Here is a 20437-nt window from a genome sequence, read left to right on the forward strand (position 1 = left end):
GCTCCTCGCCATAGCCAGCTATGACTCGTCGCGGCGCCTTGTCTGACAACAACAGCCACTCGCCAAAAAAGGAACGCATCGGCGAGACAGGACACTGGCCTCCAAGCGCGAATCAGCGCTTGAACGCCTTCACTTCAGCTTCACGCAGACGCGGGGCCAGCTTGTCGAGTACGCCGTTGACGAACTTGTGGCCGTCGGTGGAACCGAAGACTTTTGCCAGCTCGATACCTTCGTTGATCACAACGCGGTACGGCACGTCGACGCGCTTGAGCAGTTCCCAGGTCGACAGACGCAGAACGGCCAGTTCAACCGGGTCCAGCTCTTCGATCGTAATGTCCAGGCATGGCGCCAGGGCCGTATCGATCTCGGTGCGATGCGCCGGAACGCCGTGCAGGATGTCGTGAAAGTAAGCGGCATCGACATCGCTGAAATCGTTATCGACCCGGAATTGCGCTTCGATCTCGTTCAAAGACTGCTTGGCCATGTGCCATTGGTACAGCGCCTGAGTCGCGAGCTGACGGGCTTCGCGACGCTTGACGCTTTTCGATGGCTTGCCGGCATCCGCAGGCTTTGGATCGCGCGGGTTGAAACGATCGCTTTCGTCGCTAATCACTTGGCCTCCAACTGCGCCAGCAGGCTGACCATTTCCAGAGCGGACAGGGCAGCTTCAGCACCTTTGTTACCGGCCTTGGTGCCGGAACGTTCGATGGCTTGCTCGATGGAATCAACGGTCAGCACGCCAAATGCGACTGGAATGCCGAACTCCATGGACACTTGGGCCAGGCCCTTGGTGCATTCGCCAGCCACGTATTCGAAGTGCGGAGTACCGCCACGAATGACCGCGCCCAGGGCGATGATTGCTGCGTATTCGCCCTTCTGAGCGACTTTCTGCGCAACCAGCGGGATTTCGAAGGCGCCAGGTGCGCGGATGATGGTGATGTCGCTTTCGCTCACGCCGTGGCGAACCAGGGCATCAACTGCACCGCTGACCAGACTTTCAACGACGAAGCTGTTGAAACGGCCTACTACCAAAGCGTAGCGGCCTTTAGGGGCGATGAAGGTACCTTCGATGGTCTTCAGGGTCATTCGTTAGATCTCTTAAAGAGCCGGGACGCGTTTTCTACGCGTCCCTCAGTGATGTGTTAACCGCGAATCAAGGACTGGAAACAACCGGTCATTATTCGGAGGGCACGTATTCTACAACTTCCAGATCGAAACCGGATATCGCATTAAATTTCATTGGCGCACTCATCAGGCGCATTTTGCGCACGCCCAGGTCCCGGAGGATCTGCGAACCGGCACCGACGATGCTGTAGGTGGTCGGTTTTTTCGCCGGTACGTGCTCCGCGGTTTCGCGGATATGCGCCAGCAAGACGTCGCCATCGAGCGGATGACCGAGCAACAGCACGACACCGCTGCCAGCCTCGGCAACCGCAGCCATCGCGGCGCGCAGGCTCCAACGGCCAGGCTGTTTGACCATCAACAGGTCGCGCAGCGGGTCCATGTTATGCACCCGAACCAGGGTCGGCTCTTCGGCGCACACGGTGCCCAGAGTCAGGGCCATGTGCACGTCGCCTTCCACGGAATCACGATAGGTCACCAGGTTGAATTGGCCCAGTTCGCTGTCCAGCGGCTGCTCGGCAATCCGCTGAACGGTACGTTCGTGGATCATCCGGTAGTGAATCAGATCGGCGATGGTGCCGATCTTGATGTTGTGTTCGGCAGCAAACGCTTCCAGTTCCGCGCGGCGGGACATGGTGCCGTCGTCGTTCATCACTTCGCAGATCACGCCGCTCGGCTCGAAACCGGCCATGCGCGCCAGGTCGCACGCCGCTTCGGTGTGGCCGGCACGAGCCAGCGTACCGCCAGCCTGAGCCATCAGCGGGAAGATGTGACCGGGGCTGACGATGTCTTCAGCCTTGGCGTCCTTCGCGGCAGCCGCTTGCACGGTGCGCGCACGGTCGGCGGCGGAAATGCCGGTGGTCACGCCGGTGGCCGCTTCGATGGACACGGTGAACTTGGTGCCGAAACCGGAACCGTTGCGCGGCGCCATCAAGGGCAGCTTCAGCAGTTCGCAGCGCTCGCGGCTCATTGGCATGCAGATCAGGCCACGGGCGTGCTTGGCCATGAAGTTGATGTGCTCGGCCTTGCAGCACTCGGCGGCCATGATCAGGTCGCCTTCGTTCTCGCGGTCTTCGTCATCCATGAGGATGACCATCTTGCCTTGGCGGATGTCTTCAACCAGTTCTTCGATGCTATTGAGCGCCACAAGGCACCCCCTTGGGTCAGGATTTGAGGTAGCCGTTGGCGGCCAGAAAGCTTTCGGTGATGTTTCCAGAAGCCGGCTCTGCGGCCTTATCGCCTAGTAACAGGCGTTCCAGATAACGTGCCAGCAAGTCAACTTCGAGGTTCACCCGGCGACCTGGCTGGTAAGACGCCATGATGGTTTCGCTCAGGGTGTGCGGAATGATCGTCAGCAAGAACTCGGCGCCATCAACCGCGTTCACGGTCAGGCTGGTGCCGTCGACGGTGATCGAACCTTTATGGGCGATGTACTTGGCCAGCTCTTTCGGCGCGCGGATGCGGAACTCCACCGCGCGGGCATTCTCTGTACGGGCAACCACTTCGCCCACGCCATCGACGTGGCCGCTGACCAGATGCCCGCCGAGGCGAGTGGTCGGGGTCAGGGCTTTTTCCAGGTTGACCGGGCTGCCGCTTTTCAGATCATTCATGGCGGTGCAGTCGAGGGTTTCGCGACTGACGTCCGCCGCAAAGCCGTTGCCTGGCAATTCAACCGCGGTCAGGCAAACGCCGTTGACCGCGATGCTGTCGCCCAGTTTGACGTCGCTCAAGTCGAGCTTGCCGGTTTCTACGTGGACCCGCACATCTCCGCCTTTTGGGGTCAATGCACGAATACTGCCGATGGATTCGATGATGCCGGTAAACATGGAGTCCTCCTCGAGAACAGGGCCGTCGCGTGGCGCAGGCCCGGAATTATACGCTCGCCGCTGGCGAAGGAATGGCAGTGACCCGCCAGTCATCGCCAACCGCGCGAATTTCGGTGATTTTGAGCTCGGGCGCATCCTTCATTTGCGCGAGCGGCCAATCCAGCAACGGACGCGCAGACGAACCTAAAAACTTGCCGGCGATGAAAATCTGGAACTCGTCCACCAGCCCTTGCTGGGCGAAAGCCCCGGCCAGACGCGGCCCCGCTTCGACCAGCACTTCGTTGACCCCACGGGCGGCCAGTTCGATCAGCAGTTTGCGCAGGTCGACCAAGCCATCCTCGCCCGCCACAATCAAGCACTCCGGGCCATGGGCGTATTGCTCTTCGATCGCCATGCATGTGGCGACCAGCGCTGGGCCAGCCTTGAAGAACGGTGCATCCAGCGGCACTCGCAAACGGCCGTCGATCAGCACGCGCAGCGGCGGACGGCTCATGGCCAGGGCCGTTTGCTCAGGATCCAGGCCCAACTCATCGGCACGCACGGTGAGACGGGCGTTGTCTGCCAGTACCGTGTCGGCACCGGTCAGCACCACGCTGGCCTGAGCGCGCAGGCGTTGCACCGCCGAACGCGCCGCGGTGCCGGTGATCCATTGGCTTTCGCCGCTTTCCATCGCCGTACGACCGTCGAGGCTCATGGCCAACTTGACCCGCACGAACGGCAAGCCGTGCTCCATGCGCTTGAGGAAACCTTCATTGAGCTTGCGCGCTTCGCCTTCCAGCACACCGCTTTCGATAGCGATGCCGGCCTGGGCCAGGCGCTGCATGCCACGACCGGCAACCGACGGATTCGGGTCTTGCATCGCTGCGACTACCCGAGCCACACCGGCATGTACCAGCGCATCGGCGCAGGGCGGCGTACGTCCGTGGTGGCTGCAAGGTTCAAGGGTCACGTAAGCGGTGGCGCCTCGGGCCTTATCGCCGGCGGCGCGCAGGGCGTGGACTTCAGCGTGGGGTTCGCCGGTGCGCACGTGCCAGCCTTCGCCGACAATTTGCCCGTCCCGCACGATCACGCAGCCCACCCGAGGGTTGGGGTGTGTCGTGTAATGACCTTTGCGCGCCAGTTCCAGGGCACGGGCCATGTAATGGGCGTCGAGGATGGCTTGTTCGGCAGAGGTGGTCATTCTTTCACCGGCTCACGGGCCAGGCGATCGATCTCTTCGCGGAACTCGTTGAGGTCCTGGAAGCGCCGATACACGGAGGCGAAACGAATGTAGGCGACTTCGTCGAGCTTTTGCAGCTCGGCCATCACCAGTTCACCGACGACAAGGGACTTAACCTCTCGCTCACCGGTGGCGCGCAGTTTGTGTTTGATGTGCACCAGCGACGATTCCAGACGCTCGACACTCACCGGGCGCTTCTCCAGCGCACGCTGCATGCCGGCGCGGAGTTTTTCTTCGTCGAACGGCTGGCGGCTGCCGTCGGTTTTGATCAGGCGCGGCAACACCAGTTCGGCAGTCTCGAACGTCGTGAAACGCTCGCCGCAGGCCAGGCATTCGCGCCGGCGGCGCACCTGTTCGCCCTCGGCGACCAGACGCGAGTCGATGACCTTGGTGTCGTTGGCACCGCAGAAGGGACAGTGCATGGTGGCAGGCAACAAAAAAAGGGAGGGCCATGGTAGCGCATCCCGGTGGCAAGACAAGCCATAGGGTTTGCGGTATACAGACGGGCTATAGAGCTAGATCCATGGATTTCACCTTGCTGGAGCCGAAAATGTCCCTAAGACCGCTCGTTTTGCTCAGTCTTTTCAGCCTGCTGGTGGCCTGCAGCAGCGATGCGCCCAAGCCCCAGCCGCCGACGCCAGGCCCCGCGCCACAACAGGCACAGAAGAAGGCCAGGGAATCGGCCAACCTCGGTCCGTTACCCGCCTATCAGCGTGAATTGAGCGGCACCCTGCAAGGCGTGCCGGCCGGCGCCGAAGTCGAACTGGCGCTGCTGGTGATCGACGACAAGGGCCGCCCGCAACAATTGCTGGCCAGTTCCAGCCTGATCGGCACCAATCAGGTTCTGCCGTTTCACCTGCGTTTCAACCCGGAATCCTTTCCGGTCGGTGCCCGCGTTGAACTGCGTGGCCGCGCCAGCCAGTCCGGCCAGCTGATTTTGCATCTGCCGTCACAATTCATCAGCCAGCCAACGACGCAAGCGCTGGGTCAGCTGCAATTCGTCAAAGCGCCATGATTGCACCGTTTGACCTGCAACAGGCGCTAGGTGAACTGCTCGGTGATGCGCAGCTTGTGCCTGTCGCATTGCCGGAGACCGACCTGAAGCTTTGGCTGATCGACGGCGATAATATGGACCGCGCCTTCAGCCCGGAAGAAACCCGGCGGATTCTCCATGAGCCGCCCTACTGGAGTTTCTGCTGGGCCAGCGGCCTGGCGGTCGCCCGCTATCTCGCCGAATTCCCTGAGTGGGTCAAAGACAAACGGGTGCTGGATTTCGGTGCCGGTTCCGGTGTGGCGGGGATTGCGGCCGTCAAGGCCGGAGCGCTGGAAGTGGTGGCGTGTGATCTGGACCCGCTGGCGATTGCCGCGTGTCGGGCGAATGCCGAACTCAATGACGTACACCTCAACTACTCAACGGACTTTTTCGCCGAGGCAGATCGCTTTGATCTGATTCTGGTGGCTGACGTGCTGTACGACCGGGCGAATCTGCCGTTGCTCGATGAATTCTTGAGTCGCGGCCAGGAAGCGCTGGTGGCCGATTCGCGCGTAAGGGATTTTCGCCACCCGTTGTATCAGCGCATCGAGATGCTGGAAGCGATGACCTTGCCGGATCTGGCCGAACCCGAAGAGTTTCGGCATGTGAGCCTTTACCATGCGCGGCGCGCTTAAAAGCTTCGCGAGCAGGCTCGCTCCCACATTGGATCTCTGTCACACCGGAAATCCCGGTGGGAGCGAGCCTGCTCGCGATGGCGGTTTGTCAGGCAACGCAAGACTAGCAGCCTCCCCGCTTCCGGCCACACCCCGCCAAGCCGTATAGTTGCCCCATTCACGCTTTGACGAGATCCCCCAATGAGTCAGGAAACGCCGTACATCTTCGACGCCACGACTGCCGATTTCGAGCAGTCGGTGATCGAGAACTCTTTCCACAAACCGGTGCTGGTGGATTTCTGGGCCGAATGGTGTGCGCCGTGCAAGGCGATGATGCCGATGCTGCAAACCATCGCCGAGAGCTATCAGGGCGAGTTGCTGCTGGCCAAGGTCAACTGCGACGTCGAGCCGGACATCGTTTCGCGCTTCGGCATTCGCAGCCTGCCGACGGTGGTGCTGTTCAAGGACGGTCAGCCGGTGGATGGTTTTGCCGGTGCACAGCCGGAATCCGCCGTGCGCGCGATGCTTGAACCTCACGTGCAAATGCCGCCGCCGGCCGCTGCCGACCCGTTCGAACAGGCTCAGGCGCTGTTTGATGACAACCGTTTCGCCGATGCCGAAGCCACCCTGAAAGTGCTGCTGGGCGAAGACAACACCAACGCCCGCGCGCTGATCCTCTACGCCCGTTGCCTCACCGAACGTGGCGAGCTGGGCGAAGCGCAAATCGTGCTCGATGCGGTCAAGAGCGATGAGCACAAGGCCGCCCTCGCCGGCGCCAAGGCGCAGATCCAGTTTCTCGGCCAGGCCAAGGATTTGCCGGATGCGGCAGACCTGAAAGCGCGTCTGGCGAAAAATCCGCAGGACGATGAAGCGGTTTATCAGCTGGCGATCCAGCAACTGGCCCGTCAGCAGTACGATGCGGCGCTGGATGCGTTGCTCAAGCTGTTCGTGCGCAATCGCAGCTACAGCGAAGGCTTGCCGCACAAGACTTTGCTGCAGGTGTTCGAACTGCTGGGCAACGATCACCCGCTGGTGACCACGTACCGTCGCAAGTTGTTTGCTGCGCTGTATTAACCCGTAGGAGCTGCGGCACGCTGCGATCTTTTGATCTTGTTTTTGCGGTGCTGAAACAACCGAAAGATCAAAAGATCGCAGCCTGCGGCAGCTCCTACGCTGGCTCGATCCAGCTGTAGAGCGGCGTATCCCCGCCGCTCGTCACCTTCACATCAGAGCAGTGGCGCAAACGCACCAGCAACCGCTTGCCCGACGTCGCACTGCCAGTCAGCCCTTCCAACTGATCCAGCAAATCCGGCCCGCTCAATTGCCCGGCCTTGCGCAGCAAATCCTTGGCGATCTGCCACAGCGCATCATCCTGATTGATCGGTTTTGCCGGCGCAGCACTGGCCTCGGGGTTCACCACCTGCAACTGCGCACCGAGTCGTGCCCAGTCGCCGTCATCCATCTCCAGCGTCAAATCCACCGGCCAGTCGCCGATGCTTCCGCGTATACGCAACATAAGTCTGCTCCTGCACATTTCTGACGAGCATGCTCCCATGGGACTTGTGCAACGCCAAGCAGGCGTTCAAACTCTCAGCACTTACGTTATAAGATCACATAACAAATTATTCATTTTACTTTTCGGAGACCCGTCATGCGCCGTCTGCTTCTCGCTCTGCCGTTTGCCCTGTTGCCGCTGGCCGTCGCCCACGCTGCCGATGAACACGACCATGAGCACGGCAGCCTCGGCGCTCACGAACATGGTGTCGGGCGCCTGAACGCAGCGCTGGACGGTCAGACCCTGGAGCTGGAACTGGAAAGCCCGGCGATGAATCTGGTGGGTTTCGAACACGCCGCCACCACCGACGCCGACAAGGCCAAAGTCGCCGCCGTTCGTGCGCAGCTTGAGAAACCGCTGGTGCTGTTCAACCTGCCGAAAGCCGCTGGTTGCGTGGTTGCGACTCAGGAACTGGAAAGCCCATTGTTCGGCGACAAGCCGGATGCCGATGATGATCACGACGAAGATGCCAAGGGCGAGCATCACCACGACCACAGCGAAATCCACGCGCATTATCAATTCAGCTGCTCGGCACCGGGCGCGCTGAAGACTCTGGACCTGGCGAACATTTTCAACACGTTCCCGGCGACCCAGAAGATTCAGGTACAACTGATCAGTCCGAGCGGGCAGCAAGGGGTTGAAGTGACGGCCAAGGCTGCCGCCCTGAAATTCTAAACTCACCGAAGATCCCTTGTGGGAGCGAGCCTGCTCGCGAAAGCGGTCTGACAGTCGACATTGATGTTGAGGCTGACGGCCCCTTCGCGAGCAGGCTCGCTCCCACAGGGTTCACCACCAACCTGACCGGTTTCACATGACCCAAGCACTCATCAAACTGTCCGACCTGGGCTTCAGCTGGCCCGGTCATCCGCCGCTGCTGGATATCCCGGCGTTTCGCCTGGAACCTGGCGAAACCCTGTTCCTCAAAGGCCCCAGCGGCAGCGGCAAGACCACCCTGCTCGGCCTGCTCGGCGGTGTGCAGAAGCCTGATCGCGGCAGCATCCGATTGCTGGGCCAGGAGCTGACCGAACTCTCGGCCGGCGCTCGCGACCGCTTCCGGGTCGATCACACCGGCTACATCTTCCAGCAGTTCAACTTGCTGCCGTTTCTCTCGGTGCGCGAGAACGTTGAGTTGCCCTGCCACTTCTCCAAACTGCGCGCTCAACGGGCGATCCAGCGTCACGGCAGCGTCGATCAGGCGGCGGCCACCCTCCTCGCCCACTTGGGTTTGAAGGATCAAAACCTGCTCAGCCGCCGCGCCGACTCACTGTCCATCGGCCAGCAACAACGGGTGGCCGCTGCGCGCGCGTTGATCGGTCAGCCTGAGTTGGTGATCGCCGACGAACCGACCTCCGCCCTGGATTACGACGCCCGCGAGAATTTCATTCGCTTGCTGTTCGCCGAATGCCGCGAAGCCGGGTCGAGCCTGCTGTTCGTCAGCCATGACCAGAGCCTGGCACCGCTGTTCGATCGCCACCTGTCGCTGGCCGATCTCAATCGCGCCGCCACCCCGTCCGAGGTCTGAGATGTATTTGTTTCGTCTAGCCATGGCCAGCCTGGCTAACCGCCGCTTCACCGCGATCCTCACCGCGTTCGCCATTGCCCTGTCGGTCTGCCTGCTGCTCGCGGTGGAACGGGTGCGCACCGAAGCCAAGGCCAGTTTCGCCAGCACCATCAGCGGTACCGACCTGATCGTCGGCGCGCGTTCCGGTTCAGTGAACCTGTTGTTGTACTCGGTGTTCCGCATCGGCAATGCCACCAACAACATTCGTTGGGACAGCTTCGAACACTTTGCCAACAACCCGAAAGTGAAGTGGGCGATCCCGATGTCCCTGGGCGACTCCCACCGCGGTTACCGCGTGATGGGCACCACCGAGGCGTACTTCGAGCATTACCAATACGGTCATCAGCAACACCTGGAACTGGCCGACGGCCGCGCCTTCGCCACCGATCCGTTTGAAGTGGTGCTCGGTGCCGAAGTGGCCGACGCGCTGCACTACAAACTCGGTGACAAACTGGTGCTGGCCCACGGCGTGGCGGCGATCAGCCTGGTCAAGCACGACGACAAGCCGTTCACCGTGGTCGGCATTCTCAAGCGCACCGGCACCCCCGTGGACCGCACGTTGCACATCAGCCTCGGCGGCATGGAAGCGATTCACATCGACTGGCACAACGGCGTGCCGGCGCGCGGCAATGGTCGGATCAGTGCCGATCAGGCACGCAACATGGACCTGACGCCGCAAGCGATCACCGCGTTCATGCTCGGCCTAAACAACAAGATTTCGACCTTCGCGCTGCAGCGTGAGATCAATGAATTCCGGGATGAGCCGATGCTGGCGATCCTGCCGGGCGTGGCGTTGCAAGAGTTGTGGAGTTTAATGAGCACGGCGGAAAAAGCCTTGTTCGTGGTTTCACTGTTCGTGGTGCTGACCGGGTTGATCGGCATGCTCACGGCAATCCTCACCAGCCTCAACGAACGCCGTCGGGAGATGGCGATTCTGCGTTCGGTGGGTGCCCGACCGTGGCACATCGCGACGTTGCTGGTGCTGGAGGCGTTTGCCTTGGCGCTGTCGGGCGTGATTGCCGGGGTGGGTCTTTTGTATGTGGGCATCGCCTTGGCCCAAGGTTATGTGCAATCCAATTACGGCTTGTACCTGCCGCTGGCCTGGCCGAGCGAATATGAATGGACGCTGCTCGGTGGCATCCTGATCGCCGCGTTGCTGATGGGCAGCGTGCCGGCCTGGCGCGCGTATCGCCAATCCCTGGCCGATGGCCTGTCGATCCGTTTATGAGGACGTTGAACATGCCCCGCGCTGTGCTTGCGCTGTTGATGCTGGTCGCCTTGCCCCTGTGGGCGGCCGAGCCGAAAGACCTGACCTGGTCGCAAATGATCCCGCCGGACGCTGCACCGGAAGTGCCGAACATGACGCCGCTGCACGACTTGTCGCAGATGGGCAACGCGTTGGCCGCCGAGTCGGCACCCGCGGCCAAGCAAGACATGCCCAATGCTCCCGTGGTGAAAAGCCTCGACGGTCAGCACATTCGGCTGCCGGGCTACATCGTGCCGCTGGAAGTGAGTGAAGAAGGTCGCACCACCGAGTTTCTGCTGGTGCCGTATTTCGGCGCCTGCATCCACGTGCCGCCACCGCCGTCGAACCAGATCGTGCACGTCAAAAGCGAGGTGGGCGTGAAGCTCGACGAGTTGTATCAGCCGTACTGGATTGAAGGGGCATTGCAGGTTAAAGCGTCGACCAGCGAGTTGGCGGATGCCGGGTATCAGATGGAGGCGGACAAGATTTATGTGTATGAATTGCCGGAGTGAACCCGGTAGTTATTCTTCGCCTGGAAGATAGCTTTCGTCGGAACGCCGCCCGGAGCAGGCTCGCTCCCACATTTGATCTGTGCATCAACACAAATCCCTTGTGGGAGCGAGCCTGCTCGCGAAGAGGCAATCAGCCCCACCACAAAAAACGAGCCATCACTGTTTCATTGAGCTGAGTCAAAAGACCCTATCAGACGCCTCCGTACCATTGGACATCGAACATTTTTAACGTCCTTTGGAGCTCTCCATGCACAAGTCCAAGCTCTGCGCTTCGCTGTTTGCCCTCGCGCTCGCAGCACCGCTAGCTTACGCCCACGACGCCGGCGATATCATCGTTCGTGCCGGTGCAATCACCGTCAACCCGAAAGCCGACAGCTCCAGCGTCAAGGTTGATCAAGGTCCGCTGAAGGGTGCCGATCTGGGTGGCAAGGCCACCATGAGCAGCGACACGCAACTGGGTCTTAACTTCGCTTATATGCTCAACAGCCACTGGGGGATCGAGCTGCTGGCAGCCTCGCCGTTCGAGCATGACGTGAAGCTCAAAGGCACCGCCCTCGGCGCAGCCAATGGCAAACTCGGTACGCTGAAACACCTGCCACCGACGCTGAGCATTGTGTATTACCCACTGGACGCGAAGTCCGCATTCCAGCCGTATGTCGGCGCCGGTATCAACTACACCTGGATCTACGACGAGCATGTTGGCAGCGAAGCCAGCGCCAACGGCTTCAGCAACTTCAAGGCGGATAACTCCTGGGGCATGGCCTTCCAGGTCGGCGCCGATTACATGCTGACCGACAACATCATGATCAACGCCCAGGTGCGCTACATCGACATCGACACCACCGCGACCGTGCAAAATAACGCAGTGGCACAGGGCACTCGCGCCAAGGTCGATGTGGACGTAGACCCGTTCATCTACATGGTTGGCCTGGGTTACAAGTTCTAAACCCTCCACACACAAAAAGGCGCCTCGAAAGGCGCCTTTTTCATTTGATCATCAGCGCCCCAGCAACCGCGCCAGGCCGACACACATCGGTGTCTGCTCCGGATAGGTAAAGCGCTCCAGCAAACGCCGATTGTTCGCTCGCGAGTGGCGGATGTCACCGGAGCGCGCCGGGCCATAGCTTACCGGCGGCAATTGACCGACCACCGCTTCAAGGGCTTCAAGCATTTGCTTGAGGGTCGTGGCCTGGTTCCAGCCGACATTGACCGCACCGACTTCGACCTGCGGTTTCTCGATCGCTTGCACCAACAAGTCGACCAGGTCTTCGACATAGACGAAATCGCGAGTCTGCTCACCGTCACCGAACACAGTGATCGGCAGGCCCTTCTGCGCGCGCTCGCTGAAAATGCTGATCACCCCGGAGTACGGCGAGGACGGATCCTGGCGTGGGCCGAAGATGTTGAAGAAGCGAAACACCACGGGCTCCAGACCATGCTGGCGACGGTAAAAATCGAAGTAATGCTCGCTCGCCAATTTGTCCGCAGCGTAGGGCGTCAACGGTGCCTTGGGCGTGTCTTCGTCGATTGACTCACCTTCGCCATTGTTGCCGTAGACCGCCGCGCTGGACGCGTACAGCACCCGTTTGACGCCGGCCTGGCGCATGGCTTCGCAGACATTCAGCGAACCAATGAAATTGCTCTGGTGAGTCTTCACCGGATCATCCACCGACGCCTGCACCGACGCCACCGCGGCCAGGTGCGCCACAGCGCTGCAACCGATCATCGCCTGCGCGACCAGCGCGGCATCGGCGACATCGCCCACGATCAGTTCGACGCCGGGATTGTCCAGCGGCAAGTTGCTGCGTTTGCCCGTGGAGAGGTCATCGAGAATGCGCACCGAATGGCCCTTGGCGAGCAAGGCATCGGTGAGGTGCGAGCCGATGAAACCGGCACCGCCGGTGATTAAAACAGGGCCGTCAGCCATGGCGATAAAACCTATCCAGTAAGCCCGGGAGTGCCGCGCGCCAGGCGCGGGGCTTGATCCCGAAAGTGTGCAGAATTTTCTTGCAGGCCAACACCGCGTGCTGCGGCTCTTCGGCGGCATCGGGCCGGGCGGCGTGAGCCTGGGCAGTCGGCGCTTCGATGGCCAGCGGATGCAGCGCGCGTGCTTCGGTGAGGATCGCCTGCCCAAGCGCCAGCGGCGTGGTCGCCTCATGCCCGGCGTAATGGTAGGTGCCCCACAGCGGCGCCGAGCAATCGAGTTGCTTGAGGACCGAGATGATCACCCGGGCGGCGTCATCCACCGGTGTCGGATTGCCCCGACGGTCATCGGCCATCAGCAATGCTTCAGGCAGCTCGGCGCGGCCGAGGAAACGCCCGAGGGTGCCGTCGGGGCTGTCATCCAGCAGCCAGCCGAATCGCAGCAACACGTGTTGCGGGCAGGTGGCGCGAACGCTTTGTTCGATTCGCCACAAGGCCTGACCGCGCAGGCCCAGGGGCACCGGTTCGTCTTTTTCGCTGTAGGCCGTCGCCCGGGAGCCATCGAACACTCGATAGCTCGACGGTTGCAGCAGCACGATGTTGTGATGCTGGCACAGTTCGGCCAGACGCTCGATCGCCCGCTCCTGCCCGGCCAGACGCTGTTCGCTGACCGTCTCCGCCTGAAACCAGTCGAAGTAATAGGCGAGGTTGATCAACGCGTCTGGACGGGTGTCGTCGAGCAGTTGCGTCAGGGTCGCGGCATCCCAGCCGTCTTGCGGTGGGCGGGGGGCGAGGAAGCCGATGTCTTCCTCCGCACCGAGGCGAATCAGCGCCTGCCCAAGGGCATTTCCGCCGCCCAGTAACATAAGGCGCATTCGCATAGAGTCAGCAGGCCCAGTCTGATTGAAACAATGGCTTTATCGACACCGCTCGCGGGCGATGCCGTCGATAGTTGCCGGAATCGTTGCATTTTGCGGGTTTAGTGCGCAACCGTCATCCGTAAAGTGTAGTTACCTGAGATCTGCGGCGCTGCTACTGGCCTCTTCGCGAGCAGGCTCGCTCCCACATTGGATATATGTGTGCCTGGATCCCTTGTGGGAGCGAGCCTGCTCGCGAAGAGGCCATAAGGATCGACGCAGGTCTTGAGCGGTACTTGCAACTTCCCCGACTCGCCCGCATAAATCAGAACATGAATCTGCCAATCCCGACGGACAGCGCCCTGGCAGGCTTCCACCCCGCCGTCAGCGCCTGGTTCAGCAGCACCTTCCCGACGGTTACCGCCGCCCAGGCCCGGGCGTGGCCGTTGATCCGCCAGCACCGTTCGACCCTGGTCGCCGCACCCACGGGCTCCGGCAAGACCCTCACCGCGTTCCTCGCGGTCATCGACGACCTGGTCCACCGCGGATTGGCCAACGGCGGCCATCTGCCGGATGAAACCCTGGTGGTCTACGTTTCGCCCCTTAAAGCCTTATCCAACGACATCCAGATCAACCTGCAAGACCCGCTGGCCGGCATCACCGAGCAGTTACGCACAATGGGCCTGCCACAATTGCAGATCAACACCGCCGTGCGCACCGGCGATACGCCGCAAAAAGATCGCTCGGCGATGCGCAAGACCGCGCCGCACATTCTGGTGACCACCCCGGAATCCCTTTACGTGCTGCTCGGTTCCGACTCCGGCCGGCAAATGCTCAGTACCGCCCGCACGGTGATCGTCGACGAAATTCACGCGATCGCCGCCAGCAAGCGCGGCAGCCACCTGGCCCTGAGCCTCGAGCGGCTGCAAGCGTTGTGCGCGCAACCGCTGATGCGGATCGGCCTGTCTGCCACGCAAAAACCCATCGAAGCCGTCTCGCAATTTCTGGTTGGCCGTGATCGCGCGTGCGAAATCATCGACATCGGCCACGCCCGCCCGCGGGATCTGGACATCGAAGTGCCGCCCGTGCCGTTGTCGGCGGTGATGGCCAACGACATCTGGGAACTGGTCTACGACCGTCTCGCCGCCCTCGCCCGCGAACACCGCACTACCCTGATTTTCGTCAACACCCGACGCCTCGCCGAACGCCTGAGCCGTCACTTGAGCGAACGCCTCGGCAAGGACGCGGTGGCCGCCCACCACGGCAGTCTGGCCAAGGAGTTTCGCCTCGACGCCGAACAGCGCCTCAAGCGCGGCGAACTGCAAGTGCTGATTGCCACGGCGTCCCTGGAACTGGGGATCGATATCGGCGATGTCGATCTGGTCTGCCAGATTGCCTCGCCGCGTTCGATCGCCGGGTTTCTGCAACGGGTCGGCCGCTCCGGGCACCAGGTCGGCGGCACGCCCAAGGGCCGTTTGTTCGCCACCACCCGCGACGACCTGATCGAATGCGCTGCCCTGCTCGACTGCGTGCGGCGCGGCGAACTCGACACGTTGCTGATCCCCAAGGCACCGCTGGACGTGCTGGCCCAGCAGATCATCGCCGAGGTCAGCTGCCAGGAATGGCAGGAGCAGGCGCTGCTGGAGATGTTCCGCAACGCCTCGCCCTACGCCGAGCTCGACGAAAAACATTACCAGGCGCTGCTGCAGATGCTCGCCGAAGGCTACAACGGTCGCCTGGGTGTCCGCAGCGCTTACCTGCACCGCGACGCCGTGACCCGCACCCTGCGCGGCAGAAGGGGCGCCAAACTGACTGCCGTGACCAGCGGCGGGACCATCCCGGACAACGCCGACTACAGCGTTTTACTCGAACCCCAAGGGCTGAATATCGGCAGCGTCAACGAAGACTTTGCGGTGGAAAGCATCGCCGGGGACGTCTTCCAATTGGGCAATACTTCCTACCGCATCCTGCGCGTTGAAACCGGCAAGGTCCGGGTCGAAGACGCTCAGGGCCAACCGCCGACTATTCCATTCTGGCTCGGCGAAGCGCCGGGGCGCAGCGCGGAACTGTCGTTTGCCGTGGCCCGCCTGCAAGCGCAACTCGATGAGCTGCTCGGCGCCACTCCCGGTCACTTGCAGCCCGCGATCGACTGGCTGACCGACACCCTCGGTCTGAACCTGGCCAGTGCCGAACAATTGGTCGATTACCTGGCCCGTGCGCGCCTGACCTTGGGCGCCCTGCCGTCACAAGACACACTGCTGATGGAGCGGTTTTTCGACGAGTCCGGCGGCACGCAACTGATCATCCACACGCCGTTCGGTAGCCGCATCAACCGTGCCTGGGGTCTGGCGCTGCGCAAGCGCTTCTGCCGCACCTTCAACTTCGAATTGCAGGGCGCCGCCAGCGAAGACGCCATCGTCCTGTCGCTGTCCACCAGCCACAGTTTTGAACTCGATGACGTTTGGCGTTATTTGCACAGCAACAGCGCCGAGCACACCCTGATTCAAGCCGTGCTCGATGCGCCGCTGTTCGGTGTGCGCTGGCGCTGGAATGCCGGGGTCGCTCTGGCGCTGCCGCGCTACAGTGGCGGACGCAAAGTCCCGCCGCAGATCCAGCGGATGAAAAGCGAAGACCTGATCGCCAGCGTGTTTCCCGACCAGGTGTCCTGCATGGAAAACCTCGCCGGTGAACGGGAAATTCCCGACCATCCACTGGAGGAACAAACCCTCGATGATTGCCTGCACGAAGCCATGGACAGCGAAGGCTGGCTGGCGTTGTTGCAGCGTATGGAACGTGGCGACATCCGCCTGATCAGCCGTGATTTGCCAGCCCCTTCGCCGCTGGCAGCGGAGATTCTCAGCGCCCGGCCCTACACCTTTCTCGACGATGCGCCGCTGGAAGAGCGTCGCACTCAAGCGGTACTCAACCGCCGCTGGAGCGATCCGCAGTCCACCGACGACCTCGGTGCGCTGGATGCGCAAGCCATTCAAGCCGTGCGCGAGGAAGCCTGGCCAACGCCGACCGGCGTCGATGAAATGCATGAGGCATTGATGAGCCTCGCGTGCATCACTGACGCCGAGGCCCAGGCCAATCCAGACTGGCTCGACTGGCTGAGCGCCCTAGCCGACAGCGGTCGCGCCAGCCGCCTGAAAATCAATGCCGGGCAAGCGCTATGGTTGGCACTGGAGCGGCTGACCTGTCTGCGGGCGATTTATCCTCAGGCGATTTTGCAGCCACCGTTGGAGGCATTGCCTGGGTTCGATGAAGTCTGGACGCCGGACGAAGCGGTGCTGGAGGTGATCCGTGCGCGGCTCAGCGCGTTCGGTCCATTGCCGCTGAACGCGATTGCCGAACCGCTCGGTTTACCGGCGACTCAAATCACCCAGGTGTTGGCGCAACTGGAACGCGAAGGCTATGTGCTGCGCGGTCAATTCACGCCCGGCACGCCTGAGGAAGAATGGTGCGAGCGGCATCTGCTGGCGCGGATTCACCGCTACACCGTCAAGCGTCTGCGGCGGGAAATCGAGCCCGTGGCGTTGCAGGATTTCATGCGTTTCCTGTTCGACTGGCAGCATCTGTCCGCCGCGACCCAGGGTCAGGGCAGCGCAGTGTTGCCCGCCGTTGTCGGTCAGTTCGAAGGCTACCCCGCCGCTGCTTCAGCCTGGGACAGCGATATTTTACCGGCCCGAATAAAAGACTATTCAGCGAGTTGGCTGGATGACCTGTGTCGCAGCGGCAAACTGGTCTGGACGCGACTGACTGCGCGCAACAAGAGCGCCAGCACGGCGCTGCGCAGCACGCCGATTCTGCTATTGCCGCGCAGTCGGGTCGGGTTGTGGAGCGGGTTGACCGAGCAGACACCCGTCAGCGAACTGTCGCCCAAGACGCAAAAAGTCTACGAAGCCCTGAGCCAACACGGCGCGCTGTTTTTCGATGAGCTGACTCACGAAGCCCACCTGCTGCGCTCGGAACTGGAAATCGCCTTGCAGGAACTGGTCGGTGCCGGGTTGGTGAATGCCGACAGCTTCGCCGGTCTGCGAGCACTGATTACTCCGGCCAGCAAACGGCAGAATCGCAGCAGCCGACGCGGGCGCGGTGCGTTTGTCGGCGGGATGGACGACGCCGGGCGCTGGGCGCTGTTGCGGCGCGGGGCGCCTGCGCCGGTTGTGGATAACAAGCGCCCGGCGCCCACGCCGACCGACACCCTTGAACACATCGCCATGATCTTGCTTCGGCGCTACGGCGTGGTGTTCTGGCGCTTGCTGGAACGTGAAGCGGAGTGGTTGCCGAGCTGGCGGGAATTGCTGCGCACTTTCCATCGATTGGAAGCTCGCGGTGAGATTCGCGGCGGGCGGTTTGTCAGTGGCTTGGCCGGTGAACAGTTTGCGTTGCCCGAGGCCATACCGTTGCTGCGCGAGGTGCGGCGACGGCCGCATGACGGGAGCTTGATTGCCGTCTGCGGGGTTGATCCGCTGAACCTCGCCGGGACGCTTTTACCGGGTGCAAAAGTACCGGCATTGGCGAGTAATCGATTGGTTTATCGCGATGGATTGCCGGCGGCTGCCGAGATTGCCGGCAAGCAGCATTTCTGGCTGGAGCTGGATCAGCAATCAACTGCCGAGCTGCACAACAAATTGATCCGGCATTGATGTTGTCGGCACCGGCCTCTTCGCGAGCAGGCTCGCTCCCACAGGGGATCTGTGTCGGTCACAAAACCTTGCTCAGACACAGATCCAATGTGGGAGCGAGCTTGGTCCGGGCGGCGTTCCGACGATGAGGCCATCAGTCCCAACACAAATCATTGAGTTCTCGGCTGAGCCGGCAGGAACACCGGTGAATGCTCCGATGCAAGCCCATCGCTTTGCGGCGGCTCAACAGCCTGCCGGGGCATCAACACCTGCTGTGGATAAGTCTGCGCGAAATGCACCCACGGGCTGTTATCCACAAGCTTTTTCAAACGCTGGTTGAACGCCCGACTCACCGCGTACTGCCCACCCGACACGGTGCGGAACTGTGCCGTCAGCACCACGCCGTTGAGGTCCATCTTGTCGACCCCAAACACATCCAGCGGCCCTTGCAGGTTGTACTTGAGGAACGCGTCTTCGCGGATGGAATCCCCGGCCTCGCGGATCAACTCGATAGCCTTGTCGACATCGGTGTCGTAAGTGAATTGCACCGAAAAGAACGCATAGGCGAATTGCCGTGATTGATTGGTCACGGCCTTGATCTGACCGAACGGCACCGAGTGCACGAACCCCTTGCCGTCGCGCAGGCGCAAGGTGCGGATGGTCAGGCCTTCGACGGTGCCGGCGTGGCCAGAGTCGAGCACCACCCAATCGCCAATCGACAGCGTGTCTTCGATGATGATGAACAATCCGGTGATCACGTCCTGCACCAGTTGCTGGGAACCGAAACCGATGGCCAGCCCCACGACACCGGCACCGGCCAAAAAGGGTGCAACGTTGATCCCCAGGTTCGCCATGGTGGTGATGGCGCAGATCACCACCAGGATAATTTTGATCGCGTTGCGCAGCAGCGGCAGGATGGTTTTGGTTCGGGTACTGGGTTGGCGCGCCGAGCGTTTGTTGACGGCCGGTTTCAGCGCTTCCTGAATCGCCGTGTCCAATACCACCCAGCCCATCCAGGTCACCAGGAAAATCAAACCGATACGGCTCAGGGAATCGCTGATCGCCCGGCCGACCGAATTGCTCACCGCAAACTCAAACAGCGACACGCCCCAGATGCGCCCCAGGACATCGATGAAGACAATCGCCAGGGCGATCCGCAGCAACGCATGGGAAAGGCTGAGAAAACGCTCCTTGTAGGCACTGCTGCGGCGCACGACCACCTCACTGCGCGACTTGAACAGGTGATGCAGCGACGTGCTGAGGAACACCGTCGCAATCAGCAACACCGTGGTAAACAGCGCACAGCGCAGCACTTTCTGGTTGTCATCGCCGATGCCAATCAGGTTGATCACCGACACCAGCACCATCAACAGAATCGGCCAGTACCAGAGCCCGGAAAAGATCCGCAGCATTTCACGCAAGGCCGGCTGGCTGAGGCGCTGGGCCAACGGCAAAATGCGGATCAAATGGGCCACCGGACGGCGCATCTTGAACACCAGAAGACCAAAGGCGATCGAGGCCGCCAGCCCGGTGAATACCGCGACACTGCTGGTGAGATTGCGCCCGAGCAGGCGGGCGATCTGCGGACTGATCAAGGCATCACTCAGGGCCACGAGGAAGCCAATCAAAAAGAGCGGTCGTGGGCTGAGCTGACGAATAAACTGCACCGCCCGGCGTTTGTGGCCGGCGTTGAACAGCACCACCACCGACAACAGCAACGACGCGGCGAAAATGCCGCTGCTGGTGGCATAGGCGAAACACAATGCCAGCGCCCGGCCGGCGGACACTTGCAAGAAGTGGCTGACATACAGCGTCAGCGGCAGGCTGATCAGCGCCGGAATTGTGTAAGGCAACACATAACCCAGTAATGCCTGACCGCGCTCGCGAGTGAGCAGCAGGCGGTTCTGGCACAGACGTTTGGCGAGCAGCCCTCCCAGCAGCCACAGCAGCGCAAAAACACCCATCCACACACCGGACAACAGCAGGAAATCCCCCGCCACGCTCCAGCTCGAACGGGACGATGGATGATTGACCAGTTGATCCACCTCATCGGCCGCCCGGTCTGCACGCAGACGCCAGGCGTCCAGCAGGTCCTCGTTGAGATCGAGTTTTCCCTGGACTTGATCAATGCTCGAACTGATGGCACCCAGCAAACCACCCTGTACCAGCGGTTCGGGGTGGGCCAGTGGTGTCGTGGCGGTGGCCGCCGCTGGCACACCCGGTAGTGCGGCAGCCTCCAGCTCGTTGCTGCCTAGAACCAGCAACGCCCCCAGTAGTATCGCGGTCTTGAACTTGAACAAAACGGGAAGCTCCTTGGGAAGGGTCTGTTAAGAACTGATCG

Annotated in this window: 19 protein-coding genes; 9 read left to right on the forward strand and 10 right to left on the reverse strand. The window is 61.6% G+C overall.

Annotated features, from left to right (window positions below; translation table 11 throughout):
• Positions 1-112: 112 nt before the first annotated feature.
• From nusB to nrdR, 6 genes are all read right to left on the reverse strand, one after another.
• Positions 113-613 carry a transcription antitermination factor NusB gene (gene nusB / locus ACYZTW_RS29845; protein ID WP_462002902.1) on the reverse strand — a complete coding sequence of 167 codons (501 nt, stop codon included), beginning with the start codon at positions 611-613 and terminating at the stop codon, positions 113-115.
• The gene (gene ribH, locus ACYZTW_RS29850; protein ID WP_462002903.1) at positions 610-1086 is read right to left on the reverse strand and encodes a 6,7-dimethyl-8-ribityllumazine synthase; all 477 of its coding nucleotides are present in this window, start codon (positions 1084-1086) and stop codon (positions 610-612) included. The genes nusB and ribH overlap by 4 nt, the downstream gene beginning before the upstream one ends.
• Before the next feature lie 91 nt (positions 1087-1177).
• Positions 1178-2269, reverse strand: a complete 1092-nt coding sequence (gene ribBA / locus ACYZTW_RS29855; protein ID WP_282480132.1) for a bifunctional 3,4-dihydroxy-2-butanone-4-phosphate synthase/GTP cyclohydrolase II — start codon at positions 2267-2269, stop codon at positions 1178-1180.
• Between the two features lie 16 nt (positions 2270-2285).
• A complete protein-coding gene (locus ACYZTW_RS29860) occupies positions 2286-2948 on the reverse strand; it encodes a riboflavin synthase (protein ID WP_150654505.1) in 663 nt (220 codons plus the stop codon).
• A gap of 46 nt (positions 2949-2994) precedes the next feature.
• Entirely contained in the window at positions 2995-4128 is a 1134-nt protein-coding gene (gene ribD, locus ACYZTW_RS29865; protein ID WP_462002904.1) for a bifunctional diaminohydroxyphosphoribosylaminopyrimidine deaminase/5-amino-6-(5-phosphoribosylamino)uracil reductase RibD, read from the reverse strand.
• Positions 4125-4589 carry a transcriptional regulator NrdR gene (gene nrdR, locus ACYZTW_RS29870; RefSeq protein WP_003228656.1) on the reverse strand — a complete coding sequence of 155 codons (465 nt, stop codon included), beginning with the start codon at positions 4587-4589 and terminating at the stop codon, positions 4125-4127. Before nrdR ends, ribD begins: the two co-directional genes overlap by 4 nt.
• 128 nt (positions 4590-4717) lie before the next feature.
• Between nrdR and ACYZTW_RS29875 the strand changes: the two genes are divergently transcribed.
• The 3 genes from ACYZTW_RS29875 (at position 4718) to trxA (ending at position 6888) form a co-directional block, all read left to right on the forward strand.
• Positions 4718-5182, forward strand: a complete 465-nt coding sequence (locus tag ACYZTW_RS29875) for a hypothetical protein (protein ID WP_462002905.1) — start codon at positions 4718-4720, stop codon at positions 5180-5182.
• Entirely contained in the window at positions 5179-5835 is a 657-nt protein-coding gene (locus ACYZTW_RS29880) for a class I SAM-dependent methyltransferase (protein WP_462002906.1), read from the forward strand. Before ACYZTW_RS29875 ends, ACYZTW_RS29880 begins: the two co-directional genes overlap by 4 nt.
• Positions 5836-6015: 180 nt before the next feature.
• Positions 6016-6888, forward strand: coding sequence for a thioredoxin (trxA, locus tag ACYZTW_RS29885; protein ID WP_462002907.1), 873 nt, complete (start codon positions 6016-6018; stop codon positions 6886-6888).
• A gap of 94 nt (positions 6889-6982) precedes the next feature.
• Here the strand turns inward: trxA and ACYZTW_RS29890 are convergent, their stop codons facing one another.
• Positions 6983-7330: a hypothetical protein gene (locus ACYZTW_RS29890; protein ID WP_462002908.1), complete on the reverse strand. Its 348-nt coding sequence runs from the start codon at positions 7328-7330 to the stop codon at positions 6983-6985.
• A gap of 135 nt (positions 7331-7465) precedes the next feature.
• Between ACYZTW_RS29890 and ACYZTW_RS29895 the strand changes: the two genes are divergently transcribed.
• The 5 genes from ACYZTW_RS29895 (at position 7466) to ACYZTW_RS29915 (ending at position 11634) form a co-directional block, all read left to right on the forward strand.
• A complete protein-coding gene (locus ACYZTW_RS29895) occupies positions 7466-8044 on the forward strand; it encodes a DUF2796 domain-containing protein (RefSeq protein WP_462002909.1) in 579 nt (192 codons plus the stop codon).
• Between the two features lie 136 nt (positions 8045-8180).
• Positions 8181-8891, forward strand: coding sequence for an ABC transporter ATP-binding protein (locus ACYZTW_RS29900; protein WP_462002910.1), 711 nt, complete (start codon positions 8181-8183; stop codon positions 8889-8891).
• Position 8892: 1 nt separating this feature from the next.
• Positions 8893-10158, forward strand: coding sequence for an ABC transporter permease (locus ACYZTW_RS29905; RefSeq protein WP_462002911.1), 1266 nt, complete (start codon positions 8893-8895; stop codon positions 10156-10158).
• An 11-nt stretch (positions 10159-10169) separates the two neighbouring features.
• Positions 10170-10688 carry a DUF3299 domain-containing protein gene (locus tag ACYZTW_RS29910; protein ID WP_462002912.1) on the forward strand — a complete coding sequence of 173 codons (519 nt, stop codon included), beginning with the start codon at positions 10170-10172 and terminating at the stop codon, positions 10686-10688.
• A 247-nt stretch (positions 10689-10935) separates the two neighbouring features.
• Positions 10936-11634, forward strand: coding sequence for an OmpW/AlkL family protein (locus ACYZTW_RS29915; RefSeq protein WP_462002913.1), 699 nt, complete (start codon positions 10936-10938; stop codon positions 11632-11634).
• 51 nt (positions 11635-11685) lie between these two features.
• Here the strand turns inward: ACYZTW_RS29915 and ACYZTW_RS29920 are convergent, their stop codons facing one another.
• Positions 11686-12615, reverse strand: a complete 930-nt coding sequence (locus ACYZTW_RS29920; protein WP_462002914.1) for an NAD-dependent epimerase/dehydratase family protein — start codon at positions 12613-12615, stop codon at positions 11686-11688.
• Positions 12608-13492 (reverse strand): sugar nucleotide-binding protein, encoded by an 885-nt coding sequence (locus ACYZTW_RS29925; protein ID WP_462002915.1) that lies wholly within the window; start codon positions 13490-13492, stop codon positions 12608-12610. The genes ACYZTW_RS29920 and ACYZTW_RS29925 overlap by 8 nt, the downstream gene beginning before the upstream one ends.
• A gap of 308 nt (positions 13493-13800) precedes the next feature.
• Here ACYZTW_RS29925 and ACYZTW_RS29930 point away from each other — a divergent pair, with 308 nt between their 5' ends.
• Positions 13801-18117 carry an Lhr family helicase gene (locus tag ACYZTW_RS29930; protein WP_462002916.1) on the forward strand — a complete coding sequence of 1439 codons (4317 nt, stop codon included), beginning with the start codon at positions 13801-13803 and terminating at the stop codon, positions 18115-18117.
• Between the two features lie 149 nt (positions 18118-18266).
• Here ACYZTW_RS29930 and ACYZTW_RS29935 read toward each other — a convergent pair whose 3' ends face one another.
• Complete coding sequence (locus ACYZTW_RS29935; RefSeq protein ID WP_462002917.1) at positions 18267-20396, reverse strand: mechanosensitive ion channel family protein; 2130 nt, start codon at positions 20394-20396, stop codon at positions 18267-18269.
• Positions 20397-20437 lie beyond the last annotated feature (41 nt).

The sequence above is a fragment of the Pseudomonas sp. LB3P25 genome (assembly GCF_054897985.1).

What these genes read in the sequence shown, in the direction of transcription:
- ribH (WP_462002903.1), bottom strand. Translation starts at nt 1,086, where the DNA reads ATGACCCTGAAGACCATCGAAGGTACCTTCATCGCCCCTAAAGGCCGC.
- ACYZTW_RS29925 (WP_462002915.1), bottom strand. Translation starts at nt 13,492, where the DNA reads ATGCGAATGCGCCTTATGTTACTGGGCGGCGGAAATGCCCTTGGGCAG.
- ACYZTW_RS29895 (WP_462002909.1), top strand. Translation starts at nt 7,466, where the DNA reads ATGCGCCGTCTGCTTCTCGCTCTGCCGTTTGCCCTGTTGCCGCTGGCC.
- ACYZTW_RS29900 (WP_462002910.1), top strand. Translation starts at nt 8,181, where the DNA reads ATGACCCAAGCACTCATCAAACTGTCCGACCTGGGCTTCAGCTGGCCC.
- ACYZTW_RS29905 (WP_462002911.1), top strand. Translation starts at nt 8,893, where the DNA reads ATGTATTTGTTTCGTCTAGCCATGGCCAGCCTGGCTAACCGCCGCTTC.
- nrdR (WP_003228656.1), bottom strand. Translation starts at nt 4,589, where the DNA reads ATGCACTGTCCCTTCTGCGGTGCCAACGACACCAAGGTCATCGACTCG.
- trxA (WP_462002907.1), top strand. Translation starts at nt 6,016, where the DNA reads ATGAGTCAGGAAACGCCGTACATCTTCGACGCCACGACTGCCGATTTC.
- ACYZTW_RS29860 (WP_150654505.1), bottom strand. Translation starts at nt 2,948, where the DNA reads ATGTTTACCGGCATCATCGAATCCATCGGCAGTATTCGTGCATTGACC.
- ACYZTW_RS29920 (WP_462002914.1), bottom strand. Translation starts at nt 12,615, where the DNA reads ATGGCTGACGGCCCTGTTTTAATCACCGGCGGTGCCGGTTTCATCGGC.
- ACYZTW_RS29890 (WP_462002908.1), bottom strand. Translation starts at nt 7,330, where the DNA reads ATGTTGCGTATACGCGGAAGCATCGGCGACTGGCCGGTGGATTTGACG.
- ACYZTW_RS29915 (WP_462002913.1), top strand. Translation starts at nt 10,936, where the DNA reads ATGCACAAGTCCAAGCTCTGCGCTTCGCTGTTTGCCCTCGCGCTCGCA.
- ACYZTW_RS29930 (WP_462002916.1), top strand. Translation starts at nt 13,801, where the DNA reads ATGAATCTGCCAATCCCGACGGACAGCGCCCTGGCAGGCTTCCACCCC.
- ribD (WP_462002904.1), bottom strand. Translation starts at nt 4,128, where the DNA reads ATGACCACCTCTGCCGAACAAGCCATCCTCGACGCCCATTACATGGCC.
- ACYZTW_RS29910 (WP_462002912.1), top strand. Translation starts at nt 10,170, where the DNA reads ATGCCCCGCGCTGTGCTTGCGCTGTTGATGCTGGTCGCCTTGCCCCTG.
- ACYZTW_RS29880 (WP_462002906.1), top strand. Translation starts at nt 5,179, where the DNA reads ATGATTGCACCGTTTGACCTGCAACAGGCGCTAGGTGAACTGCTCGGT.
- ACYZTW_RS29875 (WP_462002905.1), top strand. Translation starts at nt 4,718, where the DNA reads ATGTCCCTAAGACCGCTCGTTTTGCTCAGTCTTTTCAGCCTGCTGGTG.